The sequence below is a fragment of the Leucogemmata humicola genome (genome assembly GCF_055379415.1).
In genome coordinates this window covers 4,965,704-4,989,125 of sequence record NZ_AP040875.1, presented here as the reverse complement: position 1 = coordinate 4,989,125, position 23,422 = coordinate 4,965,704, and the positions used below count along the sequence as shown (strand labels likewise).

Annotated in this window: 26 protein-coding genes; 4 read left to right on the top strand and 22 right to left on the bottom strand. The window is 63.6% G+C overall.

All coding sequences use genetic code 11. From position 1 onward, the window contains the following. Positions 1 to 43 precede the first annotated feature (43 nt). From AC6H4Z_RS21440 to AC6H4Z_RS21405, 8 genes are all read right to left on the bottom strand, one after another. A complete protein-coding gene (locus AC6H4Z_RS21440; protein WP_497544009.1) occupies positions 44 to 517 on the bottom strand; it encodes an NUDIX hydrolase in 474 nt (157 codons plus the stop codon). Positions 518 to 544: 27 nt separating this feature from the next. Continuing rightward, positions 545 to 1,060: a hypothetical protein gene (locus AC6H4Z_RS21435; protein ID WP_497544008.1), complete on the bottom strand. Its 516-nt coding sequence runs from the start codon at positions 1,058 to 1,060 to the stop codon at positions 545 to 547. Continuing rightward, entirely contained in the window at positions 1,053 to 1,562 is a 510-nt protein-coding gene (locus tag AC6H4Z_RS21430) for a hypothetical protein (protein WP_497544007.1), read from the bottom strand. Before AC6H4Z_RS21430 ends, AC6H4Z_RS21435 begins: the two co-directional genes overlap by 8 nt. Before the next feature lie 16 nt (positions 1,563 to 1,578). Continuing rightward, positions 1,579 to 3,984, bottom strand: coding sequence for a S9 family peptidase (locus AC6H4Z_RS21425; RefSeq protein ID WP_497544006.1), 2,406 nt, complete (start codon positions 3,982 to 3,984; stop codon positions 1,579 to 1,581). Positions 3,985 to 4,126: 142 nt separating this feature from the next. Then, positions 4,127 to 4,615: a hypothetical protein gene (locus AC6H4Z_RS21420; RefSeq protein ID WP_497544005.1), complete on the bottom strand. Its 489-nt coding sequence runs from the start codon at positions 4,613 to 4,615 to the stop codon at positions 4,127 to 4,129. Then, positions 4,612 to 4,956 (bottom strand): hypothetical protein, encoded by a 345-nt coding sequence (locus AC6H4Z_RS21415; RefSeq protein WP_497544004.1) that lies wholly within the window; start codon positions 4,954 to 4,956, stop codon positions 4,612 to 4,614. The genes AC6H4Z_RS21420 and AC6H4Z_RS21415 overlap by 4 nt, the downstream gene beginning before the upstream one ends. Then, positions 4,953 to 5,543: an RNA polymerase sigma factor gene (locus AC6H4Z_RS21410; RefSeq protein ID WP_497544003.1), complete on the bottom strand. Its 591-nt coding sequence runs from the start codon at positions 5,541 to 5,543 to the stop codon at positions 4,953 to 4,955. Before AC6H4Z_RS21410 ends, AC6H4Z_RS21415 begins: the two co-directional genes overlap by 4 nt. A gap of 73 nt (positions 5,544 to 5,616) precedes the next feature. Next, positions 5,617 to 6,957 carry a M20/M25/M40 family metallo-hydrolase gene (locus AC6H4Z_RS21405; RefSeq protein WP_497544002.1) on the bottom strand — a complete coding sequence of 447 codons (1,341 nt, stop codon included), beginning with the start codon at positions 6,955 to 6,957 and terminating at the stop codon, positions 5,617 to 5,619. A 1-nt stretch (position 6,958) separates the two neighbouring features. Here AC6H4Z_RS21405 and AC6H4Z_RS21400 point away from each other — a divergent pair, with 1 nt between their 5' ends. Further along, positions 6,959 to 7,939 carry a hypothetical protein gene (locus AC6H4Z_RS21400; protein ID WP_497544001.1) on the top strand — a complete coding sequence of 327 codons (981 nt, stop codon included), beginning with the start codon at positions 6,959 to 6,961 and terminating at the stop codon, positions 7,937 to 7,939. 16 nt (positions 7,940 to 7,955) lie between these two features. Here AC6H4Z_RS21400 and AC6H4Z_RS21395 read toward each other — a convergent pair whose 3' ends face one another. The 7 genes from AC6H4Z_RS21395 to AC6H4Z_RS21365 all read right to left on the bottom strand — a co-directional run bounded on the left by AC6H4Z_RS21395 (position 7,956) and on the right by AC6H4Z_RS21365 (position 11,128). Then, the gene (locus tag AC6H4Z_RS21395) at positions 7,956 to 8,492 is read right to left on the bottom strand and encodes a DinB family protein (protein ID WP_497544000.1); all 537 of its coding nucleotides are present in this window, start codon (positions 8,490 to 8,492) and stop codon (positions 7,956 to 7,958) included. A 48-nt stretch (positions 8,493 to 8,540) separates the two neighbouring features. Further along, the gene (locus AC6H4Z_RS21390; RefSeq protein WP_497543999.1) at positions 8,541 to 9,023 is read right to left on the bottom strand and encodes a DinB family protein; all 483 of its coding nucleotides are present in this window, start codon (positions 9,021 to 9,023) and stop codon (positions 8,541 to 8,543) included. A 128-nt stretch (positions 9,024 to 9,151) separates the two neighbouring features. Further along, entirely contained in the window at positions 9,152 to 9,427 is a 276-nt protein-coding gene (locus AC6H4Z_RS21385) for a DUF3303 domain-containing protein (RefSeq protein ID WP_497543998.1), read from the bottom strand. Between the two features lie 9 nt (positions 9,428 to 9,436). Beyond that, positions 9,437 to 10,174: an SIMPL domain-containing protein gene (locus AC6H4Z_RS21380; RefSeq protein ID WP_497543997.1), complete on the bottom strand. Its 738-nt coding sequence runs from the start codon at positions 10,172 to 10,174 to the stop codon at positions 9,437 to 9,439. A 74-nt stretch (positions 10,175 to 10,248) separates the two neighbouring features. Continuing rightward, positions 10,249 to 10,398, bottom strand: a complete 150-nt coding sequence (locus tag AC6H4Z_RS21375) for a hypothetical protein (RefSeq protein ID WP_497543996.1) — start codon at positions 10,396 to 10,398, stop codon at positions 10,249 to 10,251. Then, entirely contained in the window at positions 10,395 to 10,670 is a 276-nt protein-coding gene (locus AC6H4Z_RS21370) for a hypothetical protein (protein ID WP_497543995.1), read from the bottom strand. The genes AC6H4Z_RS21375 and AC6H4Z_RS21370 overlap by 4 nt, the downstream gene beginning before the upstream one ends. Next, positions 10,667 to 11,128 carry a GyrI-like domain-containing protein gene (locus AC6H4Z_RS21365; protein ID WP_497543994.1) on the bottom strand — a complete coding sequence of 154 codons (462 nt, stop codon included), beginning with the start codon at positions 11,126 to 11,128 and terminating at the stop codon, positions 10,667 to 10,669. The genes AC6H4Z_RS21370 and AC6H4Z_RS21365 overlap by 4 nt, the downstream gene beginning before the upstream one ends. 111 nt (positions 11,129 to 11,239) lie before the next feature. On the opposite strand from AC6H4Z_RS21365, the gene AC6H4Z_RS21360 reads away from it, so the two are divergent. Further along, on the top strand, positions 11,240 to 11,572 hold the full coding sequence (locus AC6H4Z_RS21360; protein WP_497543993.1) for a PadR family transcriptional regulator: 333 nt from the start codon (positions 11,240 to 11,242) through the stop codon (positions 11,570 to 11,572). A 10-nt stretch (positions 11,573 to 11,582) separates the two neighbouring features. After that, positions 11,583 to 14,255, top strand: coding sequence for an ABC transporter permease (locus AC6H4Z_RS21355; protein WP_497543992.1), 2,673 nt, complete (start codon positions 11,583 to 11,585; stop codon positions 14,253 to 14,255). A 12-nt stretch (positions 14,256 to 14,267) separates the two neighbouring features. Here the strand turns inward: AC6H4Z_RS21355 and AC6H4Z_RS21350 are convergent, their stop codons facing one another. The 5 genes from AC6H4Z_RS21350 to AC6H4Z_RS21330 form a co-directional block, all read right to left on the bottom strand. After that, positions 14,268 to 15,263, bottom strand: a complete 996-nt coding sequence (locus tag AC6H4Z_RS21350; protein WP_497543991.1) for a Vgb family protein — start codon at positions 15,261 to 15,263, stop codon at positions 14,268 to 14,270. 21 nt (positions 15,264 to 15,284) lie between these two features. Next, a complete protein-coding gene (locus AC6H4Z_RS21345; RefSeq protein ID WP_497543990.1) occupies positions 15,285 to 15,926 on the bottom strand; it encodes an outer membrane beta-barrel protein in 642 nt (213 codons plus the stop codon). A gap of 136 nt (positions 15,927 to 16,062) precedes the next feature. Continuing rightward, positions 16,063 to 16,638 carry a GNAT family N-acetyltransferase gene (locus tag AC6H4Z_RS21340; RefSeq protein WP_497543989.1) on the bottom strand — a complete coding sequence of 192 codons (576 nt, stop codon included), beginning with the start codon at positions 16,636 to 16,638 and terminating at the stop codon, positions 16,063 to 16,065. A 71-nt stretch (positions 16,639 to 16,709) separates the two neighbouring features. Further along, entirely contained in the window at positions 16,710 to 17,390 is a 681-nt protein-coding gene (locus tag AC6H4Z_RS21335) for a hypothetical protein (protein WP_497543988.1), read from the bottom strand. Between the two features lie 68 nt (positions 17,391 to 17,458). Continuing rightward, on the bottom strand, positions 17,459 to 17,842 hold the full coding sequence (locus tag AC6H4Z_RS21330; RefSeq protein ID WP_497543987.1) for a hypothetical protein: 384 nt from the start codon (positions 17,840 to 17,842) through the stop codon (positions 17,459 to 17,461). A gap of 328 nt (positions 17,843 to 18,170) precedes the next feature. Here AC6H4Z_RS21330 and AC6H4Z_RS21325 point away from each other — a divergent pair, with 328 nt between their 5' ends. After that, positions 18,171 to 21,140 carry an AfsR/SARP family transcriptional regulator gene (locus AC6H4Z_RS21325; RefSeq protein ID WP_497543986.1) on the top strand — a complete coding sequence of 990 codons (2,970 nt, stop codon included), beginning with the start codon at positions 18,171 to 18,173 and terminating at the stop codon, positions 21,138 to 21,140. Between the two features lie 11 nt (positions 21,141 to 21,151). On the opposite strand, the gene AC6H4Z_RS21320 is transcribed toward AC6H4Z_RS21325, so the two are convergent. Together AC6H4Z_RS21320 and AC6H4Z_RS21315 are read right to left on the bottom strand one after the other, a co-directional pair. Further along, a complete protein-coding gene (locus AC6H4Z_RS21320) occupies positions 21,152 to 22,495 on the bottom strand; it encodes a Gfo/Idh/MocA family protein (protein WP_497543985.1) in 1,344 nt (447 codons plus the stop codon). A 32-nt stretch (positions 22,496 to 22,527) separates the two neighbouring features. Further along, on the bottom strand, positions 22,528 to 23,217 hold the full coding sequence (locus AC6H4Z_RS21315) for a 3-keto-disaccharide hydrolase (RefSeq protein ID WP_497543984.1): 690 nt from the start codon (positions 23,215 to 23,217) through the stop codon (positions 22,528 to 22,530). Positions 23,218 to 23,422: the final 205 nt, after the last annotated feature.

Below are 23,422 nucleotides of genomic sequence, written 5' to 3'. Positions count from 1 at the left end.
ATGCACTCAGACGTGTCGGGTCGCCAGCACCGTGGCGAGCCGGTCAGCCGTTGGCGAGAATCGCCTCGAGGCGCTCGAGCAGCTCTGACTGCGCAGGATTGATCTTGAAGCGCGCCGTCGAAATCTCGAACCAGGCGCAGCGGTCGACCTCGGGAAACTCGATCCAGTTGTCGGAGCCGCGCGGCCATTCCGTCCGCGTCGTGTTGCTGGTGATCGCGCTGGCGTCCGCGTCGCCCTCCCACGCCCAGGCGTGCACGGTCTTTCCTGCCTTTTGGCGAATCGAGCCGAGCGAGATGAACGGCTCCTGCGCGGTGATCCCCGTTTCTTCGCGGAACTCGCGTCGTGCGGCGTCCAGCAAATCTTCGCCGTTATCGACGACGCCTTTGGGAATCGTCCACGCGCCAGCGTCGCGCCGCGCCCAGAACGGTCCACCCGGATGCGCGAGGAAGATTTCGAGTCCGTTGCCGGATCGTTTGAAGAGAAGGAGTCCGGAACTGACGGCGGTTCTGGCGCCCACGGCGACGGCTATGTCGTCGTCGCCACGTTACGCGGCGACGATCGAGTCACGGTCGTACGGAAGCTCGAGTGTTTCGCCGGCGGGTACCGCGCGCCAGCGGGCGAACAACTCCTCTCGCACCCGTCGGATGTCGGTGAGCTGTCGTTCGTCGACGCGCGTGCGCATCGGAGGAAGTTTGTTGTCGGCGAAGTAGCTCTGAATCTTGTCGTTGAATTCGTCGGCACTCGCCATGATGCCGGTGAAACGCTCGAGATCGAAGAAGCTGACGATCAGCTCCGCGAGATTTGCGTCCTCTGTCAGACGGTCCTTCGTTCCGGGCTCGGTGAACGACGACAGATCCCACCCTTCGACGAGCAGACCGTAGAACGCGCGGCGCAGGCCGAGCACTGTTTCCACGGCGTAGTGTGTGAGGTCGTGTGGTGGAAAGAACACACCAAGATTTCCGTCCTGGCGCTGCCACGTGACGCTGCCATCTGCGCGAAGACAGGTCAGTGCGGCAGATCCGTCGCTCTTCTTCTTGATTCGGATGAGGAGCTCAGGCATGGCTCGGCCGTCGCGCGCGTCGTCGGCGACGATGACGCGTCTCCCAGAAATGACCAATCGCCAGACCGAGAACTGCTCCGATGACGCCGCCGGTCAACGCACCGGCGAGCGCGGCAACCTCGAAGTCGAACAGTCCGCGGCCCACCACTTTTCGCCGCATGCCTCCGAGGACAACCGCCCACGTGGCGGTCGCCCACCAGAGTGAGCCGATGACACCGGCGAGCACCGCGCCGCCATTGATCAAGGCTTCGCGGCGCGGCGGATAGAAGTCGTTCGCAAGCGTTTCAAACTCCGGGCGCTCGGCAGGTTCGGTCGAGTCGCGTCCCCAGCCGGAGACCAGAACGAGAACGCCGACGACGACAGCCGTCGTCGCGCCCCAGAGAATCGGTGTCTGCTTCGCCGGCAGGAGTGCCTGCTTCGTCTTCTGCAGGAGAAGAATTCCGGCGATCACGACGGGCACCAGGTACAACGGCCAAGATTTCTTTGACAAACTGGAAGCCATGATGGGGAATGGGCGACTAGCGCCCATTCCCGTTCGTCGCAGCGGGCGGCGTCTGCTTTTCCCACACGAATCGATGCAGGAAGTCGCTGCTGCGGTTGAAGATGTCCATCCAACGTGCGTGAATCAGCGATTCATGCACGTCGTCTGGAATGACTGTGAGTTCGTGGTACACGCCGCGCGAACGTAGAAGGGCAACGAGTCCGATCATCTGTGAGAAGTCGACGTTGCGATCGTCGTCACCCTGGACGAGGAAGACTGGCGACTTCCAGGTATCGACGTGCGCGGCCGCCGACGATTGGAATGCGAGATTCGTCGAATCCAGCGAGCTTCCGTAGAGGTGCACGCCCGCGAGGTCGACGCCGGCGACGAAGATATCGGAATTGCGCGCCAACGCCTGTGCCGTGAGCAGTCCGCCGTACGAGAGTCCCCAAATACCGACGCGCGCCGGATCGACGTCCGCGCGGGCCTGCAGGTACTTCGCGCCGGCCACGACGTCCTGATACTCGGAGTTGCCGCGACCTTCCGTGTTCGGCGCCGCACGGAACGACCGGCCGTAGCCGACGCCGCTACGGTAGTTGATCGACATCACGATGTACCCCTGCGACTGCAGCCACTGGTTGTACGCGTACGACCAGTGATAGAACTGCATGTAGTGGTACGCCGGCAGCATCTGACGCTGTGGCCCGCCGTGAACGAACACGATCGCCGGACGACGTTCACCCGGCTTGATGTCCTTCGGCACGAACAGCTGATTATGAATCTCTAAACCATCTGCCGCGTGCGTGATGACGATCTCCGGCACGACGTGCGCTGCCTGCGGAAAGTCCTTCATCATTGCCGTGGTTGGGTAGACAACCTTCGTCTCGCCGCCCGCAGTGGGAACGATGCCAATGGACGCCGGCTGCTTAGCGCCGAAATAGAGCACGGCGAGCTGCTTGCCCGACGACAATGGCGTCGGCGACACTTCCACGCCGTCGTCCGTCGAGATCTGTACCGGCGTACCGCCGGCCGTCGGCACCGCCCAGATGTGGCGCCGCTCGATGTCCTTGGCGTTCGTGCAGTAGTACATCGTCTTGCCGTCGCGCGAGAATCCGGTCGTAACGAAGGTGCGATCGGCGACGCTGTCGTTGATCAAACCATCTGTCGTGGTCAACAGCACTGGCTCACGCTGCGGATTCGAGACGCTCACCGAGTAGTACCGGTCCCACTCGTCGTTCGGGACGGTGCCCGCGAACACGACGTTGTCACCCGCCCACGTGATGCTATTGATGTTGCCGAATACACGATCGGCGGGCTGGTTGTGCCAGAACTCCTGAGCCTTTCCAGTCGCGACGTCGGCGACCATGAACGAAATCGTGTAGCCGCCCGGGAACGCCGCGCGGTACAAGCCGTCGGCCTTCGCCGGTGCGGCGTCTTCTCCACCACGTCCGCCGCGCCCGCCACCACCGCCGCCCCCACCACCGCCGTTTCCACGTCCGCCACGCGCTGCGCCCTGCGCGACGACCGCCGCCGGACCAGCCGGATTGCCGATGCCACCCTGACCCGTCTGGGTCTGCGCACCGAACGGTGTGCCCGGGCGACGAATGAACGCGATCTTCTTTCCATCGGCCGACCATGTCGGACTGCCGTCGAAATCCACACTCGGCGCCAGGAAGTCGACCTTATGAGTTTTCATATCGTACACGCCGATGAAGGCGTGGTTGTCGCGCGTGCTCACGAAGGCGAGCTTTGAGCCGTCGGGCGACCACTGCGGATTGCTCTGGCGTCCCCATTCCTTGATGAACGGCGCGCCGCCCGTGTCGACCGCGGCGGTCGCTCCGCGCGCGGTGCGCGCGCGATAGAGCTGGCCGCTCTTGGGGAACACGATGTACTTGCCGTCGGGCGACAGTTCGGGTCCGCCTCCGCGACCGCCGGTGCCGGGCTCAGTCGTGATGTCCGCCAGACGCCACGCGCCGCTGCCGTCACTGTGCGCCGCCCAGACCGATCGGTCACCGCCATTCGGATCGTGCGACGGATTTGCCACCCAGCCTGCGCGATTCTGTCCCGACCCGCGAATGAACGTGACGATCGATCCGTCGTCGGACAGGCGCACGGACCCGACATCGACACCGTCGTCGTCGTTGAACTTCGTGATCTTCGTCGCCTTGAAGTCGGGCGCCGACGCGACGTACACGTTGCGCATGCCGCGCTCGTATGCGACCCACGCGATCTTGTCCGTCTTCTTGGCCGCGCTCACTTCGAGCGGCGACGACGGTGACATGAACGCCTCAATGGTGTTTCCCGCCTTGGGAGCGGCGGTCACCTTGTGGCTGACGAGAGCCGTTGAACTCGCGGTCTTACCGGCCGGAACGCTCTGCGCGCCGATCGGGAAAGCGGCTGCGGCGAGCGCCGCTGACGCGAGAGGAATACGAAGCCTGGACATGAACAGGAACCTCAGAGGGGGGTCGAGGTCGAATCGGTTGCTGCAGAGACGACTGAAATGGCAACGCCTGGACCCTCCAAGGCGTTGCGCTATCCCTGATTCTGAGGTCCGACCCGCCCTGCCGCCAGACGCGATTGGGCTCTTAGCGCGGGGGCGGCGGCGGTGGACGATCTCCGTACGGCGGAGGGCCACCTCGATCGAACCCACCGCGTCCTCCCGGAGGGCCACCACGCCCAGGACCTCCGCGGCCGCGGCCTCCTGGCCTGAACGGATCGGGCATGTGTTCGAGTTCGCTGGCCAGGCGAGTGCGCTGGTTTGCGTCGAGCATTGGCGCGAGCGTCGTCTGCATGGAATCGAGCGCCGCCTTCAAACGATCGCGCGTTCCACGGACGATCTCCGCGTTGTGCTGAGCGCCGCGCTCGAGAATCGGACGAATCGAATCGGCCTGCGCGCCGTTGTGTGGCGCGATCACATCCTCGAGATGCGCGACGAATCCGGGTGGACGCTGCAACTGCCCGAGTCGCTCGCGTCGGCCGCGCACCAACGTAGCGTCGGCGAAGAGGCCGAGCGAAAAGCCGACGATCAGCGTGACGGCCAGCAGGGTCATCGACTTCATTCCTGGCGACATCATGGCGTGTCCACCGATGCGCCCGACGTTCCGAACAGCGATGCCGGCGCGTAAGCTGCGGCCAGTGTGATCTGCGGCAGGTTGAGCGCTGCGTCGATCGGCGACGCCGACGTCCCCCGCGCGCCCCACAGGTTGTATGCCGCGAGCATCAGCGATGCCGCCGCTACCAGCGGGACAATCCGCACGAAGTATCGCTCGAGCGATTTCGTGATGGCCTGCTCACGCTCGGCGGCGAGGCGCGCAAGGACGCGGTCCCCAAAGCCAGTAGCAAAGCTCGTGGGTCGCGCCGAGCGAATCAGCTGCGCGGTCGCTTCGTTGAAGGGCGAAGAATCGTGTTCGGTCATCGTGTGTGTTCCGGAAGTGCGGCACCCCGGCGCACGTACGGCGCGAGGTGGGTTTCGAGTTCTTTCATGGCGCGCGATAGTCGCGACAGCACGGTACCCTCGGGAACCCCCAGCGCCTGTGCAGTTTCCCGTGTCGAATAGTCGTGGAACAAACGCAACACCACGACCGCCCGATGCTTCTCGCCCAGGCGCGTGACCGCCGCGCGAACGAGCGCTTGCAACTCCCCGGCGTCGACTTCGCCGTCAGGTCCAATCCGCGGTTCGGGCAAATCGATCTCGTGCTCGTCGCGGCTGACGAACCGGAGGAGCGATCGGCGTCGACTGCGGAGCACGTTGATCGAAAGGTTCATGGCGATGTGGACCAGATACGTCTTGAGCGACGAATCGCCTCGAAATCGATGAAGCGATCGGTGAAATCGAATGAACGTTTCCTGTCCGACGTCGTCGGAATCATCTCCGGGCCCCAGCATTCCAACGGCGGTTGCCGCAACGGCGCCTTCGTACCGCTCAACGAGCGCGCCAAAGGCGCGGTCGTCACCGGCACGGGCAAGTGCGATCAACTCGTCATCGGAGCTCGGATTGGTCATTACGACGGTGGTCTCGCGGAAATAGACACTCGTGGGAGGCTAATCATTCCGTCGGCCGCCCCATTCGGGTCTTTCAGGGCTGCGGACGCCCTGCCGGCTGGCTGAAGCGGTACATCAGCAGCGCCGCGCGTTTCGTTTGGCCCGGGAGCATGCGAAGGTCCGCAGTCTCCTTTTCCGTGTGGTCGTCGTGGCCGGACAGGCCAATTCCGTCGATGATCATGGGAACGATTCCGGCCACGAACGACACGTCGGCCGCTCCAGCGCGCGACGGGTCGACGGCCACCACCGGACCCATGCCGAGGTCCCGACTCGCCTTGTCGTACATCGCGAGCAGGCGGCGGTTGCCCGCGGTCGGAGCCATTGGCGGGTAGCCGTCGTCGAAGGTGATCTCGGCCGTCGTCTTGGGCAGGTGTCGAGCGACAATCGCCTGCATCGCCTTCTTTGCCCGCGCGTGCTGTTCTGGCGACAGCGTTCGGAGATCGCCAAACACCTCCATACGCTCGGCCACGACATTCCGTTTGCCGGAGCCCGATCCCTCGGTGCCGGTCGTGTCGGACTTCACCAGCGTTCCGCCAATCGCCAGTCCGGGGTTGAACGTCAGGTACGGTTCGTTGGACAGCTTGGCGTAGAACTCAGAGAGGATGCGCGACGCTTCGTATACGGCGCCCGCGCCGACTTCCGGTTTAAAGATCTGTGATGAATGTGCCGGCAGGCCGGTGGTCTTGAGATTCCACGAGCCCGCGCTGCGGCGCGAGATCACGGCCACCTTCGGGTCGCCAGGACCATCCTCGAAGCCCAACGCGATGCGCGCACCACTCGCTGCGGCAATGAGCGCTGCACGCGCGACGCTGAGCGGCGTGCCCGATTCCTCTTCGTCGCCGTGAAACACCACCGTCACGTTCATCTGGTCGAGCAGCCCGTTGTCCTTCAGCGCTTTGAGCGCGAAAAGCAGAATGACGTCGCCGCCTTTCATGTCGATGATGCCAGGGCCCTTGGCCGTGGAGTCGTCCAGCCGCTCGAACCGCTGGAAGGGGCTGCTGGGCTCGAACACCGTATCGAGGTGCCCGATGAGCAGTATCTTGGGTCCGGGACCTGGATGCTCGGCAATCAGGTGGCCGGCGCGCTTGAATGACGCGCCGTCGACCCAACGTGTCGTGAAGCCGAGCGCGTCGAACTCGGACCGGAGCGCGTCGCCGACCTGGCGCACCCCGGCAAAATTCATCGTCCCGCTATTGATGTTGACGATACGCTCGAGCAACGCCAGCGCTTCGGCATTGTGAGTGTCGACCGCTCCGCCGATGGCTCGTTCGACAGCGGTGAGCGACGGAGTAGACTGCGCAACGATCACCGCTGGCGTGGCGCATAGCCACACGGCGGCGAGCAGATTCCTGGACCGGAGCGGTGATTTCGGCATAATGAAGAATCTACCAAACGACGCTCTGCGCTGCGCCCTGCTGGGAATCGGCCTGCTGGCCGCCGCCGGCTGCGAACGGTTCGCCGTCGAGCGACACCGCTCGCAGTCGGCGACGTACATCGCCACGGACTCGATGGGCACGCCGGCACGCGATATCTCGACGGTCCGGCTGCGTGGCTCTCGGGATTTGATCGAGAATTCGGCGGCGACGATGAGCCGACGCCAGCCTGGCGTGCTCTTCTCGTTGAACGACTCAGGAAATCAGCCCCTGCTGTTCGCCATCGACACTACTGGTGCGGACCGCGGCGTCTGGCGCGTGGTGAACGCGACGAACGTCGACTGGGAATCTGCGGCGATCGGGGCGTGCGTCGACCGGGCGAGCGTGGATTGCTTGTACATCGGCGATACGGGCGACAACAACGCCTCTCACCGGTCGCGGGTCATCTACCGCGTGCGAGAGCCTGACGCCACTGGCGGCCGAGATACGCTGACTGCAGAGTCGCTGCGATATGAGTATTCTGATGGGCCGCACGACGTCGAGGCGATGTACGTGGCGCAGAACGGCGACATTCTGCTGATCACGAAACGTCCGTTGGTCGATCAAGCGGCGCTGTTGCGTCCGGCGCTCGTGTTCGTGCTTCCCGAAAGCGCATGGGCGTCGCGCAAGCGCGTCACTGCCCAGTTGATCGACAGCCTTCCGATCGTTCCTGGCTCAGCGCCGCTTCGCGCCGTCACTGACGCGGCCCTGTCGCCCGATGGCCGTCACCTCGCTGTGCGCACCTATGCGCAGACGTACATCTTCGCGACGAATCCTGTGACCGGACGCGTCGATCATCAGCTTCCACCGCGCGTCTGCAACATCGTTCCCCTCAACGAAGCCCAGGGCGAGGGCATCACGTGGGTGGACAACGCCGGACGACTTGCCTTCACGAGCGAAGGACAGGGGGCGCCGCTTCACTTAGCGAACTGCCCCCTTCCGTGAACGCTCGATCAATTGCTTAGTGCCACGGCTCGTCACCCGACGGACCATAGATCGATGGCACTTTACCACCGGCCATCCGCACGTACACCGATAGCTGGCCGCGGTGGTGAATCTGGTCATGCAACATGAAGTCGAGGAATTCCGGCAGCGGAATATCCGCGGTCTGCTTTGGTGCGACGAAGAAATCAGCCGTCCCGTCGAGCTCCTGATTCTTCGGATCGCGCAACTCGGCGATGACGTCGTCGTAGCCTTTGTTGAACGCATCGAGCACCGCGCCCCACGAATCCGGCGCCGCGGGGAAACCGCTGCCGAGAATGCGTTCGCCACGAAGCGCCTTGAGCATGAGCTGCTCTTCGATCACGAACGTCCAGCCGAGATGGAGTGCGGTGTTCGAGCGCTCGTGCGGACGAAACTCGGATTTATCCACCGGGAACGCCCTCAGCACCTTCAGCGTCGTGGCGTGATCGCGCTCGTACGCCCGCAGAAATCGCTGTTTTGCCGTCGTCGAGCTCGAGTAGCTCGTCGAGGTCGATGCGCCGGAGGTCTGTGTCATGATGGCTCTCGGGTGAAGGGTGAACGAGCAACAGCGGCAACTGTGTGATCAGCTAGCCTGCCACGCGCCGAGCAGTCGTCGCGTGATGAGAATTTGTCCCACGTGATACGATGCGTGATCGACGGCCACGAGGACGGTTCGCAAATACGTCTGTCCCGTACCGTGTGGAATCTTTGCCGTCAGGTCGCCGGTCGAATCGGTCGTGAACGCAGCGAGCGCGCGCGCGTCGGCATGAATGGCCGCGATGCACTCATCCCACTCGGCGTCATTTGCTGGGGCAGGTGACTGCGGCCAATAGTCGTCGGGAAACTTTGGCTCTTCGTAGTCTGCGTTCGTGCAGAACTCGAGAAGATCGTGCTGCACGCGCCGAATGTGATCGAGGAGCTCCCATACGGAATGCGGCAATCCATTCGGGCGCGTCCCGCGCAACTCCTTGGGCAGATCCCCGACCGCTGAATCGAGCTTTGCGTGCGCCTGCTCCCAATCGAGCGCAGAAGCAACGATGCTCCGCCAATCGCCAGTGGTAGCCATGGTTCTCGATCGTCGTGAGGTGGTCCGAGCGAAATCGTGCGACTCGAATTATGGGCGCAATGTCACAGCGACGCGAACGTCACGCCACAACCTCGACGAACTCGACTGCCTGCGTTCGGTACGGTCGACTACGACGGACGCGTCGGGATGCTCGCGGCCGCCTCGGCCGAGGTCGTCACGGGATGAACTTCGAAGTCCACGAGGTCAATCCAGTGCGACATCCACTCGGTGAGCAGCGATTCGTTGTTGCACTCCATCACCTGGTAGCACGTCGTGCGATCGGTCGTGACCCAACTCGTGACATACTGGAGTCCGTCGGGCGCGAGCCGTCCCTGCTCACGAAAGCGTGTGTACACGGGTACAGGATCGCCGTCGCGAAAGCGTTCGATGATCATGTAGAGCATGGTCGGCTTTTAGTTCTTTAGGAAATACTCAACGGTCGACACGACGCGCACGATCTTCGTGATCTGACTTTCTTCGGTGATTCCGGGCGCCTGATCGCGCGGAAGGATCTCAAAGATTCCCTGGCTCGCCTGACGGATTCCGGCGAGCGGACTCCGCGAGTCGCGCGCAAATTGCTCGGCCGCTTCGCGCGCGCGGGCGGTTGCCTCGGCGATCATTGCCGGCTTGAGCGCGTTCAACCCCGAGAACACGAACGTCGGTCCGCCGCCGCCACCGCCGTACTCGCCGCCGTTGCCCGACGAGATGACCACGCCGATTGCCGCGAGCTCACCAATCTGCTGGCTGGCCGCGAGCACTTCGTCCGGATGCGACGAGCGAATGATCATCGTTTCGCGAATGACGAAGCGCGTACCCTGTCGTTCACCGGCGAATTGATTCGTCGCCGCGTCCGCGACGGAGAAGCCCGTGAGTTGCGCCTGAGTGGTGTCGATGCCGTGCCGCGCAAGAAACTGACGCACACCGGCAACGCTCTTGCCCAGCTTTGCCTGCGCGGTGGCGAGATCGTTGTCTGTACCAACGAGGTGCAGCGGCCAGATGGCGAGATCGGCGCGCACTTCGCGTTCGGTGACGCCCTTGACCGTGACGAACCGGTCAGACGAGCGGCCGCGGGCAAACCCATTGCCGACGAGCAGTCCGCCGAGGACGATGCCGAGTGCGAGGATGAGCGATCGAACGGTGGCGCGATCCATCGGTGGACGTAACCCGGTTCAATCGTCCTGCACAAGCCGCTTACGCGCGACGAGCCGCCACGCGCCACTCGACTTCACGCTCGCTTGAAGAATTGCACGGCCCGCTCGTGCTTTTCGGCGGCTGCGCGTGACTTGAAGGTGCCGAGGTTGCGGCGCTTGCCGGTCTTTGGATTCTTCTTGCGAGAGTAGAGGCGATACTGCCCGTCCTTCAGCTTACGAATCATCGGCGCTCCCAGCGGGTTGCGCGGAAGATCCAGGGCAAAAGTCGTCCCACGATTTTGAGAACCACCAGTCCGCCCGCCACGCCTGCGACGATTCCGAGCGCTCGCACCTGACCGGCGCCGATGGATGTCCATTGATGTAGCGCGGCCGTGGTGCTCGAGCCCACGGCAAAGGCGCTGATGCTCCACACGGCGAGACTGGCGCGATCGCGCGTCGATTGCGAGCGATCGTATAAACGGTGCGTTCGATCCTCAGCTCGCTCGACGTGGTTCACGCGTCAGCGGCGAGTTGATAGAACACGTCGGTGCGAAGCGCGCTCGGATCGTCAGTCCAATGACCGTAGACCTCCCAACTCACGCCGGTCGTTTTTCGCGAGTTTGCGGCGCACCATTCGTGAATCGCGTTGTGCGCGGTGAAGAGGCGTTTGTAGTCGCCCCAGTGCGTTGCTGCCGCGGCTGGGCCGCTGGGCGTGAGAACATGTGAAAGCTCACCGAGTGGCGCGAACGGTCCGGACACTCCAACGCCGGCTTCAACGTCTACGAGGCCGTCGCCCGCCGACCGATAGACGAACACGTTTTGTCCATCGTTCTCCATCCCCGCCTCGGCCATCGCCGCATACGCGCGGCTGAGCAGGGGAAGAACACGACGAGGAATCTCGGAAGGCGCCATTCGCTCGCGGACGGCAGCGAGTGATCGCGGCGCCGCTTGGCGAACTTCGACGTGATTTTCCATGATGCGCCAGTATTGCAGCGCTCTGGCGTTCCGGCAAGCTGCGTGAGCGCTCTTGACCGTTCCGTGCGCGTCGCACTATCCTTCCACTCACCTGATGACTGGAAGCCAAGAATGCCGCGTACGCCGTCCGAACTGCTCCAGGGAACCGTCGACATCCTGATCCTTCGCACGCTCGCCTGGGAGCCGATGCACGGCTACGCGATCTCGCGGTGGATCAACACGCGGACCGACGGCGTGCTGACCGTCGACGGAGCGGCGCTCTATCAGGCACTCCACCGACTCGAGCGCAAAAAGCTGGTCGCGCCGTCGTGGGGCGTATCGGAAAACAACCGCAAAGCAAAGTTCTATGCGCTCACCAGCACTGGGCGCACGCAGCTGCGCGCCGAGTTGGCGGTGTGGAAGGATTATGCGGAAGCAGTGTTCAAAGTCCTGAGCCCGAACTGAGGTCCCGACGATGCCGTCGAAATACTCCCGTTTTCTACAGCTGCCATGGCGCAGTCGTTCCGCCATCGCACGCGACGTCGATGCCGAGCTGAGCTTTCACCTCGAAATGCGCATCGCCGAGCTGCAACGCCACGGGCTCAGTCTCGACGATGCACGCAACCGCGCTCGCGAGGAATTCGGCGACATCGAGTTCACGCGCGCCTACTGTCGGCGCGAGGACGAACGTGCCGAGCGGACGACGCGTGCTGTGGATTCACTGGCGGAGTGGCGTCAGGATGTGCGGTACGCCCTGCGTACGCTGCGGCGGAGTCCCGGCTTTGCCGCCGTCACGCTGGTGACGCTCGCGCTGGCCATCGGTGCGAACAGTGCAATCTTCAGCGTCGCGCGTGCCGTGCTGCTCAAGCCGCTCCCGTACGGCGAGCCCGGCGCCCTCGTAGGCATATACGAGAGTTGGCCGGAGAGGCCCGGCGATCCCGTGCAAATGTCACCGCCGAATTTCGTCGACTACAAGGCGCAGCAGCAATCCTTCACCGACGCCGGCGCATTCGCAGGGCAGGGTTCGTTGCCATGGCACCTCGAAGGCTCCGATGCTGAAATGCTTTCGGCCGCCGCGGTGACGTCGAATCTCTTCAGCATATTGCGCGTCGCGCCGGTGTTCGGGCGACCGTTCGTAGCGAGCGACGAGACTCCCGGCAATGAATTGAAGGTCATCGTGTCATACGAATTCTGGCAACGCTCCCTCGGTGCGAATTCGTCGGTGATCGGGAAACCGATCATACTGAACGGCCGACGATATGAACTGATCGGTGTCATGCCTCGCGGCTTCTCGCTCGGCCTCCAGGAAGACGCGTGGCTGCCGCTCGAATTCCACGAGGAAATGGCGGACGCGGCTCGCACGCGAAAGCAGCACTGGGTGCGTGGTATCGGTCGTCTCAAGCCCGGCGTATCGATCGAACGTGCGAGTGCCGACATGCTCACGATCTCGCACCGGCTCGAAGCACTGTATCCCGACGCGAACACGAATCGCATTGCTGTGCTGATTCCACTGCACGATGCGATGGTCGGCAATCTGCGCAAGCCGTTGCTTCTGCTACAGGGTGCCGCGCTCCTCGTACTGCTCATTGCCTGCGCGAACCTCGCGAATCTCACGCTGTCGCGCACGATCGGGCGTCGTCGCGAGATGGCGCTTCGAGCCGCACTCGGTGCTGGGCGCGCGCGGTTGGTGCGTCAGCTGCTCACGGAGTCTGTCCTCCTGTCGACCGTGGGCGGACTGCTCGGCGTCGGGCTCGCGGTAACGGCAACGCGCACGCTGCTCGCCCTCAATCCCGACGCGTTGCCGCAGATGTTCCGGGTCACGACCGACGCGCGCGTACTGTTGTTCAGTATCGCCCTATCGATCGCGACCGGCGTGCTGTTCGGCGTGCTACCGGCGCTCGATGCGGCGCGCGCCAACCTTCATGATTCTCTCAAGGAGAGCGGCCGCGGGTCCAGCGCTGGTCGTGGCGGTGAGCGTACGCGTCGCACGCTCGTCGTGGCGCAGGTGGGACTCGCCGTGATGCTGCTCGTTGGCGCAGGGCTCTTGATCAGAAGCTTCGGCGAGTTGACGCGCGTGCAACTCGGCTTCAGTCCGGACCACATTCTCACAGCCCAGATTCGTGCCGCTGGCGAACGGTACGATTCGAGTGCCGCGATCAACCGCTTCTATGACGGTGTGATCGCCGAACTGTCGCGGACACCCGGCGTGGTCGCCGCGGGCGCATCGAACATGCTCCCTGCGCACGGGCGTGTCTCGAGTGGCCTTCGCGTTGAAGGCGAACCAGTCGATGAGCGCAACCTTCCGGATATTGGTTACATCTCGGTGCGCGGAGACTACTTCAAGGCGCTTCATATTCCGCTCGTCGCCGGCCGCTTGTACGACGCGACGGATCTCCCCGATGGTCCAAAGACGGTGATCATCAATGAGACAACTGCTCGCCGCTTCTTTCCGAAGGGCGATGCGGTTGGTCGGCGCATTCACATTGGTCCGAATCCGAAGGGCCCAGGGATGATGGTCATCGGCGTCGTCGGCGATATCCACGACGAAGGCTTTGGTGTCGAGACGAAGCCGACGCTATTTGCCAATCATCGCCAGGAAACGTGGGAGCGCTCGTTGAACATCATGTTGCGCACCACGGGAGATCCGACGATCGCCGCAGCGGCGCTTCGCCGCGCGATCAAGTCGAATGATCCAACGCTCGCGCTGCGCGACATCAGAACGCTCGACGACATCGTCGCATCGAGCCTGGCGCAGCGTCGCTTTGCGCTCGCGTTGGCGTCGTGCTTTGCTGCTGTCGCGCTGTTGTTGGCCGCGGTGGGCATTTACGGCGTGCTCGCGTACATGGTCACGACGCGCACGCGCGAATTCGGCGTCAGACTCGCGCTCGGTGCATCGACACGAAATCTCTTGCTGCTTGTCGTGCGTCAGGGACTCGGCTGGTCGCTCGTTGGTCTGGCGATCGGCGTGTTCGGCGCGCTCGCGGCGGGACGCTTGCTCAGCGGACTGTTGTTCGGCGTAGCGGCGCTCGATCTGGCGACGTATGCGTCGGTCGTTGTCGGGCTACTCGTCGTCGTGAGTGCGGCATGTCTGATTCCGGCCGCACGTGCGACTCGCGTCGACCCGCTGGAGAGCATGCGCGCCGAATAGTGCGGAGGTGTTCTAGCGCGGCGGGATTTTGCTCGCGTCGATCCGCCAGAGTTGGCCAACGCGATGATCCGCATTCCATAAGGCGCCGGCGCCCCAGCGAACGGCGTCGACGCCACTGCCGCCAACGAACTGGTGCGTGACAGTGTTGGTGCGCGGATCAATGCGCGTGACCGGCATTCCGTCGACGCTGAGCCACACGGCGCCTCCACCAGCGGAGATGTCGCCCGCCTGCGTTGGCGCACGCGCAACGATGCGTGCGACTTCGCGATTCGTGACCGGATCGATGTGCGACACGGATCCGTCGGTTCGATTCTGCACCCAGACGCCGCCTTCGCCGGCGGCCATGAACTTGGGTGATGGTCCAACGGGAATACGTGCAAGCACGCGGCCGGTTGTGGGTTCGATGCGCACGACGACGTTCTCTGTGCTGCTCGCAACCCAGACACTGCCGAATCCGGCAACGATGACATCCGACCGCGCGCCGGTGGACACGCGCGAAAGGACTTGGCCCGATCGCGCATTGATTCGCACCACGGTGCTCGACGCGGAATCGGTGACATTGTCGGGAATCCAGATATCGCCGTCGGCAATTGCGAAGGCGCCTTCCCGCCCGCGTTTGATCGGAACGGGAATCTTCCGCACGATCGTATTCGTCGCCGGATCGATCTCGTTGATAACGCTATCTCCGCACGTGGGCACCCAAATGCGATCTGCTGTCGACGCGATGCCGAGGCAACCGTTGCGACCGATCGGGATGTCGGCAACCACGCGATTCGTCTCTACGTCGACGCGCGACACGCGATCCGGTCGATAGTTGACGACCCACACCGATCCGAAGCCGAACGTGATCCAGTCAGCGGATGTCGGCAGATCGATCTTGGCGACGATCGGCAGTTGGTCGAGCGGAAGTCGTGCGCGTTGAAGCGCGGAGTCGGATTGGGCTGCGACCGAATGCATAGCGAGTGCGACGAGCGCACTCGCTACGCTGATACGATGAATGACGATCATGCCTGTCAGTTGGACGTTTGCTCAGCGCCCGGACATTCCGGAGAATGGCGTGTGGAAGGACAGGCCGAGATCGAACGTGAAGTAGTTGACGCCCTGACCCGTTGCGCTCGGCGAGTTCACACCAGGAATCTTTGTTTTGAGATTCTGTCCGACGTATCGCAGCTGTGGCGTGATGCTCAGCATGCCGAGGAACGAAACGTCGAGGCCAGCGCCGACTTCATATCCCGGCGCCTTGTCCGTCGTGAGCACGTTCGACGACGAGCCGCCGTAGCCGCCCTGTAGATCGTTGAACGTCACGCCGCCTTTCACGAACGGTCGAAAGAGCGACGACGTTTGCGGTGCGAGCTTCACGCCGGCGGTCACGCCCTGCAGCGTGTACTTGCCGTCCGCCTTACACGTCGTGGTTTCGCAATCGAACTTGATGTGATCGAAACCGGCATAGAGGCCGAACATACCGACGCCGAGTCCGACGTCGAGTCCATAGCCGAAGCCACTCTTCGCGCCTTCGATCAGGACCGTATTGCCTGACGTTTGCGCTTGAGAGAATGATCCCGTCGGAAAGCTGCCAGTACCGCGCAGGCCGACGGAAAAGAATTGAGCATGTGCTGTTGATGCGACTGCGACCACCAGTGCGGCGGCGACGAGCGGGCGGGAGATGTTCATGGACAGGCTCCGATGGAGTGGAGAGCTCCGAAGTGAACAAGCATGCCTCACATCGAGAGCGGAGACAATGGAGGTTACGCCCGCAGAGCCTTGTCGGTTTCAGCTGTTTGGAGATCGCCAACGTGACGGGTCCTACTTACCACGAGCGCTCCGGTGCGGTGAAACGCCAGTCGGTGGAAAGGTCTTGATCGATCAATGGCGATGAAAGGAACACCGCCGTTTCGTCGGGAACCTCTCGCGGATCGTAGAGTGTGCGATCGAGTCCGCACAACGTGAATGCGTTGCGCTGATAGAAACGGATGGCGGCGGCATTCACATTCTGCGTCTCGACCCAGAGGCAGCGTGCCTTGCGCAGCTCGGCTTCTCGCTTTGCCGCGTCGAGCAATTGGGTGCCGATACCACAACTCCTCGCAGCGCGATCGACGTACAGGTGCGAGATCACCGCGCGGCGATTCCACTCCTGGTATGTCATGCCCATCGCGCCCAGTAACAGCTCGTCGCGTTCGGCAACTATCGCAACGGTGCACGCAGCGAGTTCGTCCCACTGAACGCGATATCGTTTCGTCACCGGTGGTGACGCGATGGTTTCGACGAGGGCGAAGCCGAGGGTCATTGCTTCGATGGCGTAGACGCGGTGCGTCGAATACGACAGATCGATCTCTTCGAGACGACTTCGATCCTGCGGCCACTGTAAGCGGCGATACTGAATCATCATTCTCGCAACCATGAAGACACCGGTGGACCGAAGCCCGCGGAAGTCGCGGGCCTCGGCTCCCGGAGAAATCAGCTGGCGCAGATCGCGACAGCTTTGAACGTGGCGTCGACTGCGCCCGGGGCATTGTTCACTACACGAACGAACCACGAATTTCCCGACGGCTCCGACTGGCTTACCCACGGATGAGCGGCGGCGGCGCCCTCAGCGTCGAAGCTTGCGGCTCCAGCGATCACGGTCGTGCCTGCGGGGCACGTCGCATATCCCGCAATGGCGCCGCCGCTAAGAGCCTGGACCAGGCTGGAATGCACAACTACGACTTTGCTGAACCCGCCGCCCAGACCAGGATCGCCTTTCGGACCCTGGGCGCCTGCGTCGCCGCGATCGCCTTTGTCACCCTTGTCGCCCTTGTCTCCTTTAAGACCCTGCGGACCTTGCGGGCCCTGTGCGCCGGCCGGGCCCTGAGGACCCTGTGCGCCGCCACCGGCGCCGCCGTCTGTCCACGAGAACTGCACGTGCGACGGGAGAAAGCACGACTGCACGAGGTCGTTCTCCTTGATGCGATACGTCACGCCGCTGATCGGGATGTAGCACGCGTAGAACGTCTTTGCCTGTCCGTTCTGTAACGCCGCAGTGGTCGTGTGCGACGTTCCTTCGCCGGCGTTCTGCGCGAACGACACCGAGGGTAGGGTAAGGGCGGCCGAGACGATGATGGCGCCCCACGAGATGATGTTGCGAATGGCGGTCTTCATTGGATGAGTCTCCGGATTGATTCGATGTGAGATGAACAGCGTTGGGTTTTCGAGTTGGTGCGTGGCGACTACTGGAGTGCGTCGAGTTCGAGGCTGATTGCGTCGAGCGTCGGGGAATCGGTGCGACTTTGGGCGGCGAGGCGCGCCAGAGCCTCGAGGGTTCGCTGGAGTTCGGCGCGAACTGCGCTGTCCGACGCCGCGGGCTCAGCGAGGCTGGCTGACAGTGATCTCAGCGAAGCGCCGACAGACGCCGCCGCATCAGGAGCCAGGCTCGGCACGAGCCGGCTGAGGGCGTCGTCTACGGCGCTCCTCATGTTGGTGGCGAACTGTGTGGACAGGACGGCTGGTGGGGTGCCAGGCACGACGTGGTCGTCGCCCGGGCCTGTGAGTCGCGCATCGTTCGCGCATGCGGCGAGAACGAAGGCAACAGGGATGAGAGGAAGAATTCGCATTGAGTCTCCGTGCGATCGATGTCGTGCGGACCGTTTCGTCCGGCGCGCCGTGTTGGCGAGCGCGGTCAGAATACGAGTCGGCGTCGCGCGCAAATCACCTGCGTATCACCACGCGCAAGTGGATGCTGGACAACGAGATGGCGTGTCGCTGTGACGCGGATTGAATGGTCAGCGCGGTGCCGAGTGGACAGGCGTGACCACGAAGTGACCGGTGCGCCGAATCGAAGCTGTATCAACGAGCACGTTTGGGCGCCGCGTTCATTGCCGCTCGATTGGCAACCCCATACTTTGCGCCCGTGCATCCCCGCCCGCGTCAGAGCATTCACTCGTGATTCGCATCCACACCCTCGGTGGCCTCACCGTGCGAGGGGACGACGGGCAACCGCTCAGCGGATCCGCGGCGCAGCCTCGGCGGATGGCGGTATTGGCGCTGCTCGCACGCGCTGGCGACCGCGGCATTCCGCGCGAGAAGATTCTCTCATTGCTCTGGCCCGACGCGGATGAAGAGCGTGGCCCGCGCACGCTCGCTCAGGCTCTCTATGCTCTGCGTCAGGCGCTCGGGTCCGACGATGCAATCGCCGGCACCAAGGAACTCCGCCTCGATCCGAGTCTCGTTTCGAGCGACATTGCCGACTTCTCCGCTGCGGTCGCGCGAGGCGACGACGAGCGGGCGGCATCGCTGTACGAAGGCCCCTTCCTCGACGGCTTTTATCCGCCCGGTGTTGCCGAGTTCTCGCGCTGGGCGGACGACGAACGACGTGCCGTCGCACAGGACTATTCGCGGATCTTGGAGTCGCAAGCGCGATCGACGGGCGCTCGTGGCGACGCGCAGACGTCGAGTATGTGGTGGGGCAAGCTTGCCGGACTTGATCCGCTCAACGCGCGGGTCGCGATGGGTTACATGTCGTCGCTCGCTGCATCGGGCGACCGGGCAGGTGCGCTCCGTCATGCCCGAGTGTATGAAGCGCTGCTCGAGCAGGAGCTCGACCTCCCGCCGGATCGAGAAGTCGTGCTCCTTGCCGAGCGTTTGCGGCGCGAAGCGAGCGCCCCGAGCGCCGCGGCGCCTGTTGCTACGCTCGAGCCGGATCCTGAGCCAGTTATCGTTGCCGCCGCGCCGCCTTCGCCCGTAGTCGTTGAGCCACCGTCGGTATCGCATGTGGCCGCTCCGATCATGCGGGTCGCGGAGGTCGCGACAGCTCGACCAACGTTGCGTTCGCGGCGGCGGATTCTGACGGCCGTCGCGCTCATCGCACTCGGCGGCGTGGTGGGCGCCGCGCTGGTCACGTGGTCGAACCGGTCGAGTACCGCGAGCGCACTGAGCGCACAGGGGCGCATCGTCGCCGTTGGCCACGTCTCCGAGTACGCAACGCAGGCTGGAAAACCCTCGCTCGGCGCGCCACTCGGCGATCTACTGGCGACGAATCTCGCGCGGGTCGCGGGGCTGCGAGTCTTGAGTCCGGCGCGAATGCTCGAGTTGTCGCATCCAACGTCTGGTGCGACCGATACCAGTGCGAGTGCGATAATCGCCGCTGCGCGGCTCGCCGGCGCAACGGACTTGATCGAAGGCACGCTCGTCGCGCGCGACGGTGGTCGCCTTCGGCTCGACCTTCGACGCGTCGACTTGGCATCGGGGGCGATCGTCGATGCGCGTAGCGTGGAGGGCGCGGATGTCTTCGCCCTCGTCGACAGCGGTACCGCACGACTCGCGGCGACGTTCGGTGCGCGCGGTCCGGCGAATTCGGTAGCCGAGGTCACGACGAAGTCCGACGCTGCGTATCGGCTGTTCGTCGAGGGGACACGACGCTTCTACGCATTCGATCCAGAGGGCGCGGGTCGGTTGTTCTCCGCCGCGCTCGATGCCGACTCGTCGTTCGCGATGGCTGCCTACTACTGGTCGATGTGCACGACTGATCCTGCGCTGTCCGCAGAACGGATTGCGCGTGCATTGCGACTGTCGGCGAACACGAGCGATCGCGAACGGTTGATCATTCGGACGGATGTCGCGGTGCGCGAATCGTCGCCCGAGTTGGCAGCGTATGCCGACACGCTCGCCGTGCGGTACCCTGATGAAGTGAAATCGCAGGTGTATCGTGGAGTGTCGCTCGCCCTCGCCGATGAATTTCTCGGCGCGGTGCCGCACCTTCAGCGTGCGATCGCGATGGACTCGATCGCACTGACGCGGAATCAGGCAGCGAGGGTGACGTGTGCGGGGTGTGACTCGTTCACGGAACTCTTATACGTGTATTGGGCTGCTGATTCGACCGATGCTCTCGAGCGCGAGGCTCGTCGCTGGGTTCGGCTCCAGCCGAAGTCATTGTCAGCGCAGCTAAGCCTCTCAACCGTCCTGAGTTCACGCGGCCGGATCGACGAAAGCATAGCGGTGCTCCGGAACGCGCAGGTGAATGACCCGGCGGCCACCGCGGCCGCGCCAGCAACGCTTGCGATCCAGTTGTTGCGCACTGGCGACTACACGCGTGCCGACAAGGCGTTGCGCTCGCTCGTCGAATCGGGATCGCCGGCCGGAGTGGCTGAGGGACATTGGTATCTCGCCATATCGGAGCGTGAGCAGGGTCGGTTGAACGCGGCGATCGCCGAAGCTGTTGCGTATCGGGCGTCGATGCGAGAGTCGTACGTTTCGCCGAATGCTGCATCCGGCTCTGCACTCCTGCACGGAGAGTTGCTTCGTGAACTAGGCCAACCGCGTCGGGCGGTCACCTTGTTCGACTCGGTATCGCGCTTTCGGGTGCCGCAGTTTGGCGCGTCGTTGTACGCACGTACTCACAGCTGGGCGCTCGCTCATGCGGCGGGCGCGCTCGCTGCGGCGGGCGATACGGCGCGTCTCGCTGCGATTGCCGACACGGTACAGGCCTACGGATCGAAGAGTGCGCTCGGTCGTGATCAGCGATTGCACCATTATGTCCGTGGTCTGTTGATGGCGGCGCGCGGTCAGGATGACGCCGCGATCAATGAATTCAGAAGCTCGATTCGCTCGCTCACGCTTGGCTACACGCGAGCGAACTACGAACTCGCGTCGGCGTTATTGCGCCGGCATCGCGCCAAGGACGCTGTCGACGTGCTCCAGCCGGCGCTACGCGGAGAAATCGAAGCGTCGAATCTGTATGTGTCGCGCATGGAGCTCCACGAGCTGCTCGCCAAGGCGTGGGACGAGCTTGGCCGAGCAGACAGCGCGTCTACGCACTACACACTGGTCGCGAACACGTGGGCCAGTGGCGACCCCGCCTTCCGCACGCGAGCCGATGCGGCCCGCGCGCGAAGTGCCGCGCTCGTGCGGCGGTAAGCCGAGAGCGATTAGATAGACGGCGTCCAGTTGGCGGCGTACGTACGCGACCAGAGTGCTGCGGCTGGAGCGTCGCCAAGGATGTGACCAGTCTTCGGATCGGTCCGGAGCTTTCGGCCCGTCTGGTGCGCGATCGTGCCGAGGTGACAGAGCATTCCGGTCTTGGCTCCGTCGGCGATTGGCGCGTTGAGCTTCGCGTCGGTCCGAATGGCGTCCAGGAAATTCTGCATGTGCAAGCGCGTGAGCGCGTCGTCGCCGACGGTGTTCAGCGAGTCGCCCTGCTGCGCGACGACCGACTGCTTCACCGGCTTGTTCTTGAGATCGGTGATGACGTAGCCATCCTGATCGATGACGATGCTCCCTGCCGTGCCCAGGATCGCGGTGCCGCGCGACCGCCCGTGCATCTGCAATCCGTTGCAACTCTGACCATGCCAGACGATCGACTTGCCGCCCTCGAATTCAAACACGGCTTCCTGGGCGTCAGGAAACTCCCAGTCGTCGGCGAAGTGGTGTCGCTTTCCCGTTGAGTAAACTGTCGTAGGGTAGTCGACGCCAAGTAGCCAGCGAGCTACGTCGATTTCATGCGTGCCGTTGTTGCAGATCTCGCCCGTGCCCCAGCGCTTGAACCAGTGCCAGTTGTAGTGCACCACGTTGTCGCGATAGGGCGTCCGCGGCGCGGGTCCCTGCCAGAGATCGTAATCGAGGTTCGACGGAACGGGTACGACCTTGCCCTTGCCGATGGTGCCACGCGTGTTGGCGTACCAGGTGTGCGCGAGGTAGGGCGTGCCGATCGCGCCGCCCTTGAGCGCTTCGATTGCCTCGAAGAAGCGTGGACCCGAACGACGTTGTGTGCCGAGCTGCACACGCGTGTCGTAGCGGTCGGACGCCGCGATGAGCAGTTCATCTTCGCGCGGATTGTGTCCGCTCGGCTTCTCGAGATAGACGTGTTTCCCGGCCTTCATCGCGAGCAACGCCATGGGCGCGTGCCAGTGGTCGGGCGCAGCGACCGATATCGCGTCGACCGATTTGTCGTCGAGCGCACGACGGAAATCGCTGATGATGCCCGGCGCGCTCGGTTGTGATTTCACGACCGCCATTCTCGCGTTCGACACGACGTTCGCGTCGACATCGCAGATGTACGCAACTTCCGAGTTGGGCATGCTCGAGAAGTTTTGCGCGTGCACCATACCGCGGCCGTTCACGCCGATCACGGCGACGCGCACCTTCTCGGCCGGTGATCCGTTGCGGATGAACAACGGTCCGGGTCTGGCAGTTCCAGCCAACAGACCGAGTCCGGTGGCGGTGGTCGACTTCACGAAGCCGCGGCGATCGATCTCGTGCTCGTTCGAGCTCATGACGTCCTCGAGTGGGTGCGGGAGTGCGACCGCTATTTGAGTTCTCGAATCTTGATATCGCGGAACCAGACGACGTCGTCGTGATCCTGCAGTACGATGCCGCCAGCGCGCCGAGTGGCGAACCACGCCGGGTATTTGGCGTACTTGCTCTTGGCGAACGCCGAATCGAAGGTCGCCGTGCCGAGGTCGAACTCGACGATCTTCTGACCGTTGAGCCAGTGCTCGCCATGGTTGCCGCGGAAGACGATGCGCGAGCGATTCCATTCGCCGGCGGGATTCACCTTTTTCTTCTCGTTCGGCGGGAGCATGTCGTACAACGCGCCCGACCGATGCGTGGCGAGCTTGTTGTCTTCGTTCTTCTCGTCGTCGTTCATTTGATATTCCCAACCCTTGGCTGCGTGGGGAGGGGACATCTGCGTCGACAGCTCCTCGGAGACGTTGTATTTGAGGCCACTGTTGCCGGCTTCGGCGATCTTCCATTCCCACGACAGATCGAAGTCGCGATAGGTCTGATCGGAAATGAGGTCCATGCCGGTGAGCGGCTGGCCGTCTGGCTGAAGCGGGCCCTGACCTTTCGCGGCGTGTTTGATCGCTCCGTCTTCGACGGTCCAGAGGCCAGGCGGCGTTTGTTTGAAGCCGAGTCCGTGCCATCCGGCGAGCGTGCGACCGTCGAACAGCAGCGTCCATCCCGCGGCCTTTTCCGCCGGTGTGAGCGTGTTCATGCGAGTCGCGGGAGTGGCCTGCTGGCGCGTGGTTTGCGCCGCGGCGAGGACTGGTAGGGCCGCGCAAAGGACGAGCGTTGTGACGTACCTCACCGTTCGCAACCTCCGTCATTTGGTGCCGGGAAACTCAGGGAACCGAAAGGCATCGGAGACGATATCACGCGGCGGGCGGGATGGCGAGGAGTGACTCTCTGGCAGACGGCCG